Origin of the sequence: Stenotrophomonas sp. RS-48, from assembly GCF_030053245.1 — a bacterium.
GTDB classification, from domain to species: domain Bacteria; phylum Pseudomonadota; class Gammaproteobacteria; order Xanthomonadales; family Xanthomonadaceae; genus Stenotrophomonas; species Stenotrophomonas maltophilia_P.
Window position 1 is genome coordinate 1 of record NZ_JASGBV010000073.1, and the last position, 6,752, is coordinate 6,752.

A 6,752-nucleotide genomic window follows, 5' to 3' on the forward strand; every position below is an offset into this window, starting at 1 on the left:
CGGCGGTCGGCGATTTCAGTGATGCCGAACTGCTGGCGGGTGCCGATCCGAAGCGCACGATTGCGGTGTTCGAGGTGCTGCAGGGAGGGAAGACGACTGCGCGTCAGGTCGTGGGATTCGTCGAGGCGAAGGATCAGGTGCTGCCCCGCCAGGCGCTCAGGGCCACGCTGGACATCGAGGGGGACCACTACCGGCTGCGGCTGCAGAGCAGGGCATTCGTACGCGCGGCATGGGTGGATTTCGGTGCCCTGGACGTGCGGCTGGAGGACAACCTGCTCGATCTGCTGCCCGGCGAGAGCCGTGACATCAGCGTGCGCGGCCCGGTGGACCTGGCCACGCTGCGCGAGGCGCTGGAGGTGCGCAGCCTCAACGATCGTTGAGGGGGCCGTCGGCGGTGCCTGGTCTGGGCCGGTGCCAACCCGGGTTGGCAGCGACCAGAAAGGGATCGTGTTACAGCTGGATCTGCTGGAAGTTCTCGACCCGCTCGTGACCGTGGGCGGCGTCGCCGACGCGCGGCATCGGGTAGTCGTCCAGACGGTCCAGCAGGCGGGTCTGCAGACCCGCCTCGCGCGCGGCATCAAGCTCTTCCACCACGTCGGACAGGAACAGGATCTCGCCTGCCGGCACGCCGATGGACTGGACGATGCGGCGGTAACTGTCGGCCTCACGCTTGCCGCCGATCTCGGTGTCGAACCAGCCTGACACCAGCGGGCTGAGATCGCCCGCGTCGCTGAAACCGAAAAACAGCTTCTGCGCCGGCACCGAACCGGAGGAGTAGACGTACAGCGGCAGGCCCGAGGCATGCCATCCCTTCAGCACCGGCGCCACTTCCGGATAGAAGTGCGCGGTGTAGTCGCCACGGCGATAGCCGGCGTCCCAGATCAGGCCCTGCAGCGCCTTCAGCGCCGTGTGCTTGCGGTCCTGGTCGATCCAGCCCTGCAGGGTCTCGGCGACCAGGCTGTCCTGGCAGGCGCCGCCGATTTCGCTGGCCACCGTGTCCAGCCAGCGGCGCACGTCCGGTCGCTGGCCATGCTCGGCCACGAAGCCGGGCAGGGCCTGGCGCGCATAGGGGAACAGCACGTTCTTGACGAACGAGATGCTGCTGGTGGTGCCTTCGATGTCGGTCAGGATGACGCGGGGCTGCATGGATCAGGATGCCTGGGTCGGAACGTAACGGGGAAATTTCTGCGCGATGTCGGTGCCGGTGAAGTGGCCGACCCAGCCATCCGGCTCGGTGAAGAAGCGGATGGCCACGAAACTCGGCTCCTCGCCCATGTCGAACCAGTGCGTGGTGCCATCGGGCACGGCGATCAGGTCATCCTTCACGCATTCGATCTCGTAGACCTTGTCACCCACGTGCAGGGTGAACAGCCCCGAGCCGGCAACGAAGAAGCGCACTTCGTCTTCCTTGTGGAAGTGTTCGTCGAGGAACTTCCTGCGCAGCTCGGCGCGGTTGGGATTGTCCGGCGCGATCGACGCCACATCCACGCTCTTGAAGCCCCGTTCGGCGACCAGGCGATCAATGTCGGCGCGGTAAGCGGCGAACACCTCGTCCTGGCTGGCGCCCGGCGCGACCGGTGCGGTGGCCTGCCAGCGCTCGAAGGTCACGCCGATCTTCTGCAGCTCGGCAGCGATGATGGCGCCGTCCTGGCTGTCCAGCAGCGGGGATTCGGGGCGGGTGTCGTCGTAGATGCGCAGTCGGCTCATGGCGGCAGCTTGAACGTCTCGGGGGGAGGACAGGGTAGCAGGGTAGCGGGCGGACGCAGATTGCGGTTTGGAATCTGCTCAGCCACGCAGCCTGCGCAGTTCCAGTTCGCAGTGCAGCAGGAACTCGAATGCCTCAAGGTGGCGGCGCGCTTCCGCCATGTCGCGGCCCCAGGCGTACAGGCCGTGGCCATCGATCAGATAGCCCCACAGCGTCTGGCGGTCCAGCAGATCCTCGACCTGGGCCGACAGCACGTTCATGTCCTGGGTGTTGGCGAACACCGGCACGTCGATGGCCATCTCGTGCGTGCTGTTGCCGGCAAAGGCTTTCAACAGCTCATAACCTTCCAGGCGGATGTGCCCCTGCGGTGCATACAGGCGCGAGGCGACGGTCTGCACCGGCGAATGCGTGTGCAGGACGCAGCCGACTTCCGGGAAACGCCGGTACAGCTGCGTGTGCAGCAGCGTCTCGGCGGACGGGCGCAGCGGACGGCCCACGGCCTGGCCATCGAAGTCGACGACCATGATGTCGTCCTCGATCAGCCGCCCCTTGTCCTTGCCGGAGACGGTGATTGCCGCATGGCGGTCGTCGAGGCGATGGGAGAAGTTGCTGCTGGTGGCCGGGGTCCAGCCGGCCTGGGCCAGTTCGCGGACGTTGTCGATCAGCAGCTGGGCGAGCTCGCTCAGGCGCGCGGTGTCGTAGGGGAGGGGGGCGGCGTTCATGCGGGCGATTTTACTGGATTCGGCCACCGGCTGAGCCCCTCGTGGCGGGTCGTGTAGAGCGGTTCATGGGTGAGGCGGGGCGGGTGGGCCGTGCAGGGGACGCTGCAAGTACGTCCCTGTAAGCTCGGTCGCCGCATCCATGCGGCTCACGCCCCTGCACGGCCCACCCGCCCCCCTCGGACAGGTTTCGGCGTGCGGCCGGCCACGGAGTGAAGAAGGAAAAGCGAAAAGCGGGTCGCTTCGCTGCGCTTGCTCGGAGCGGAGCATGGCTCCGCTCTACACAGGATTCATCGACCTACGAAAATTCATCTCCTGGACGAATTCATCCACGCAAGACGTGGACCAACCAGACGCGCCAGGAGACTGTCGGAGGTGGGGCGGGTTGGGTTCGCGGGGGTGTCCGCGGCATGGATGCCGCGGCCAAGCCTCCAGGGATGGATTCACGGCGTCCCCCGCGAACCCAACCCGTCCCGCCAAACCCTCGGCCCCGCTGTTGCTGTTGCCGTTGCTCCGGCTTCAACGGCGGGTGCAGGGCCGCAGGCCCTGCAATGCAGAACCCCTTACTTCACCCGCAGGCGGCTGTGCCGGAAGCCGTAGCAGAAATAGATCACGAACCCGAAGAACGTCCACACGCCCATCAGCATCCAGTTGTGCATCGTCATCGCCGACAGCAGCGCCAGGCAGCTCAGCACGCCCAGGCTGCAGATCAGCCAAGCCATCGGCATGCGGAACGGGCGCGGCAGGTCCGGTTGGGTGCGGCGCAGGATCAGCACGCCCGCACACACCGCCGCGAAGGCGATGAGCGTGCCCATCGAGGTCAGTTCGCCGAGCACGTCCAGCGGGAACAGCGCGGCCAGCAGGGCAATGCCGATTCCGGTGATGACCGTATTGATATGCGGAGTGCGGTACTTCGGATGGATCCGGGTGAACACGGGCGGCAGCAGGCCATCGCGACCCATGATCATGAAGATGCGCGGCTGCGCGATCACCATCACCAGTACGACCGAAGAAAGGCCGACCAGTGCCCCGATTTCCACCACCACCCGCAGCCAGCCCAGCTGGGGATGCGCGGCGACGGCGGTGACCACCGGCTCATCGGTGCCGAGCAGGGTGTACGGCACCAGGCCGGTCATGACGGCCGCCATGGCGATGTACAGCACCGTGCAGACCACCAGCGAGAGCATCATGCCGATCGGCATGTCGCGCTGCGGACGGTGCGACTCCTGTGCCGCCACAGAGACCGCCTCGAAACCGATATAGGCGAAGAACACCATGGCAGCGCCACGCAGCACGCCCTCCATGCCGTACTTGCCGGGCCCCTGGTTCTCCGGAATGAACGGGGTCCAGTTGGCCGGATCGACGTACTTCCAGCCAACCACGATCACCAGCACGATCAGGCCGGTCTTGAGCACCACCATGGCCATGTTCATGGCCGAGGACTTGCTGATGCCCACGTAGCACAGCCAGGTCAGCAGCAGCACCAGGATGGCTGCCGGCAGGTTGGCGATCGCACCGGTCGGGCGCAGCTGCCCGTCCAGCGGTGCGCTCACCAGTACGGCCGGCAGGTGGATGTCGAAGTGACTGAGCAGGCTCAGGAAGTAGCCGGTCCAGCTGACCGCCACCGCCGAGGCGGACACGCCGTACTCCAGCACCAGCATCCAGCCGATGAACCAGGCCGAGAGCTCGCCGAAGGTGGCATAGGTATAGGTATAGGCGCTGCCCGAGACCGGCACCATGGAGGCGAACTCGGCGTAGGCCATGGCGCAGAACGCGCAGCAGATGGCGGCCAGCACGAAGGACAGCATGATGGCCGGGCCGGCGTGGTTGGCTGCGGCCTGCCCGGTGATGACGAAGATGCCGCCGCCGATCACTGCGCCGATGCCCAGGGCGGTCAACCCCCAGGGTCCGAGGTGGCGGCGCAGGCTCAGGCCATTGGCGTCTTCATGGGCGGCATGCGGGTGCTTGGTGGCCCAGAGTTGCTTGAACATGTGTGCGGATCTTGTCGATGCGCGCCGGGTGGGCGCGCGGGCGGAAACACTGGCAGGAGCAGACGGGCCGGCGCAGGGCCGGCCCGCAGGTTCAGGCGGACTTGGCCAGCTTGCTGTTGCGCATGCCGTAGCCGAAGTAGATCAGCAGGCCCAGCACCGTCCAGCCGACGAACAGATGCCAGTGCACCACGAAGGCCTGCCAGAACAGGAACAGGCAGGCCGCCGCGCCCAGCGGGCAGATGATCCACACCACCGGGACGCGGAACGGACGATGCAGCTCCGGACGGGTGTAGCGCAGGACCAGCACGCCGATGCATACGGTCGCGAACGCCAGCAGGGTACCCATCGAGACCAGTTCGCCCAGCACGTTCAGCGGCATCAGGCCGGCCAGTGCTGCAGCGATCACGCCGACCACGATCGTGGCCCAGTACGGGGTGCGGAAGCGGGCATGGACCTTGCCGAAGAACTTCGGCAGCAGGCCGTCGCGGGAGATCGTGTAGGCGATGCGGGTCTGGCCCATCATCATCACCAGCACCACCGAGGACAGACCGGCGATGGCGCCGATCTCGACCGCGGTCTTCAGCCAGGACAGGCTGGCATAGGGCTCCAGCGCAGTGGCCACGGGCTTGTCGGTGCCCAGCAGGTGATACGGCATCATGCCGGTCAGCACGGCGCAGACGATGATGTAGACGAGGGTGCACACGGCCAGCGACCCGAGCAGGCCGATCGGCATGTTGCGCTGCGGGTCCTTGGTTTCGCCGGCTGCGGTGGAAACCGCGTCGAAGCCGATATAGGCGAAGAACACGATGGTGGCGGCACGGAACACGCCGCTCCAGCCGAACTCGCCGGATACGCCGGTGTTCTCCGGAATGAAGGGCTGCCAGTTGGCCGGATCGATGTGGGCGGCGCCGAAGCCGATGAACAGGCAGATCACGGTGACCTTGATGGCCACGATGATGGCGTTGACGAAGGCAGACTGGGTCACGCCGACGTACAGCAGGCCCGAGACCGCAGCGACGATCAGGACCGCCGGCAGGTTGAACAGCTTGCCGGAAGAGATGAACTCGCTGCCGGTCCATGCGATCGGTGCCGCACTGAGTGCGTCAGGGAACGGCATGTGCAGCGTGGTGGTGATGAAACTGATCAGGTAGGCCGACCAGCCCACCGCGACCGAGGCCGAGGCGAACAGGTACTCCAGTACCAGGCACCAGCCGATGAACCAGGCCATGCCCTCGCCGAGCGTGGCGTAGGAGTAGGAGTACGCGCTGCCCGATACCGGCATCATCGCGGCGAACTCGGCATAGCACAGGCCGGCAAGTGCGCAGGCGATGCCGGCGAAGACGAACGAGAGCATTACTGCCGGGCCGGCGTGGTTGGCTGCGGCCTGCCCGGTCAGTACAAAGATGCCTGCACCGATCACCGCACCTACGCCAAGCAGGATCAGGTGTTTCGCCGTGAGGGTCCGTTTCAGCGTGGCTTCGCCGTCCAGGCTGCCTTCGATGGGTTCGCCGGCATCGACGTGCCCGGCCGGTTGCACCGGCTTGACCCTCAACAGAGCTTTCAGCATGCAGTACTTCCCTAATGATCGGTTTGGGGGCCGTCGATACGTTGCCGGCAGCCCTGAATGGTGAAGGCCGCGCGAACGGCCCGCTGTACCTTAGCCAAAGCTGAAGCCAACGCACAAGCGCAATCGCAACAATGAGCGGCGATAATGAACAGTATTTTTCCGAACCACCCCCATTCATGAGCCACACCGCCGAAACCCTTGCCGCGCTTGATGATCGCCTGCGCAGTCTGCTGCGGGACCATGCGCGCCTCGAGCCCGCCCACGACGCCCTGGCTGCCGAATTCGGCACATTGCTGGACGATCCGGAAGATCCGTTCCGGCGCGAGCGGCTGGCCGGCCACTTCACCGCCAGCTGCTGGCTGGTCAGCGCCGATGGCCAGCGCCTGCTGCTGACCCACCACCGCAAGCTGCAGCGCTGGCTGCAGCTGGGCGGCCACGCCGACGGCGACCGCGACCTGGCCCGGGTGGCGCTGAAGGAAGCAGAAGAGGAGTCGGGGCTGTCCGGGCTGGTGCTGGACGATCCGGCGATCTTCGACCTGGACAAGCACTGGATCCCCGAACGCGGGGACGTGCCGGGGCATTGGCACTACGACGTGCGCTTCGTGATCCGGGCGCTGGGTGGCGAGGACTTCGTGCTCAGCGAGGAATCGCTGGACCTGGCGTGGCGGCCGGTGACCGAAGTCGCGGTCGACCCGGAATCGGACGAATCGATGCAGCGCATGGCGCGCCGGTGGTTGGCGCGCTGACGGGGACGTCCACCTCGTGCCCGG

Annotated in this window: 7 protein-coding genes; 2 read left to right on the forward strand and 5 right to left on the reverse strand. The window is 66.4% G+C overall.

Annotated features, from left to right (window positions below):
• On the forward strand, positions 1-380 hold a 380-nt coding region (locus QMZ25_RS13735), incomplete at its 5' end, for a glycoside hydrolase family 2 protein (protein WP_345782735.1).
• A gap of 70 nt (positions 381-450) precedes the next feature.
• Here QMZ25_RS13735 and mtnC read toward each other — a convergent pair.
• The 5 genes from mtnC to QMZ25_RS13760 form a co-directional block, all read right to left on the reverse strand.
• Entirely contained in the window at positions 451-1,146 is a 696-nt protein-coding gene (gene mtnC / locus QMZ25_RS13740) for an acireductone synthase (RefSeq protein WP_065182688.1), read from the reverse strand.
• Between the two features lie 3 nt (positions 1,147-1,149).
• Positions 1,150-1,707 (reverse strand): acireductone dioxygenase, encoded by a 558-nt coding sequence (locus tag QMZ25_RS13745; RefSeq protein WP_053516703.1) that lies wholly within the window; start codon positions 1,705-1,707, stop codon positions 1,150-1,152.
• 78 nt (positions 1,708-1,785) lie between these two features.
• Positions 1,786-2,427, reverse strand: coding sequence for a methylthioribulose 1-phosphate dehydratase (locus QMZ25_RS13750; protein ID WP_053516701.1), 642 nt, complete (start codon positions 2,425-2,427; stop codon positions 1,786-1,788).
• 560 nt (positions 2,428-2,987) lie between these two features.
• Positions 2,988-4,415 (reverse strand): amino acid permease, encoded by a 1,428-nt coding sequence (locus QMZ25_RS13755; RefSeq protein WP_283219797.1) that lies wholly within the window; start codon positions 4,413-4,415, stop codon positions 2,988-2,990.
• A 91-nt stretch (positions 4,416-4,506) separates the two neighbouring features.
• Complete coding sequence (locus QMZ25_RS13760) at positions 4,507-5,982, reverse strand: amino acid permease (protein WP_053519499.1); 1,476 nt, start codon at positions 5,980-5,982, stop codon at positions 4,507-4,509.
• A 131-nt stretch (positions 5,983-6,113) separates the two neighbouring features.
• On the opposite strand from QMZ25_RS13760, the gene QMZ25_RS13765 reads away from it, so the two are divergent.
• Positions 6,114-6,728 (forward strand): NUDIX hydrolase, encoded by a 615-nt coding sequence (locus tag QMZ25_RS13765; RefSeq protein WP_283219798.1) that lies wholly within the window; start codon positions 6,114-6,116, stop codon positions 6,726-6,728.
• Positions 6,729-6,752: the final 24 nt, after the last annotated feature.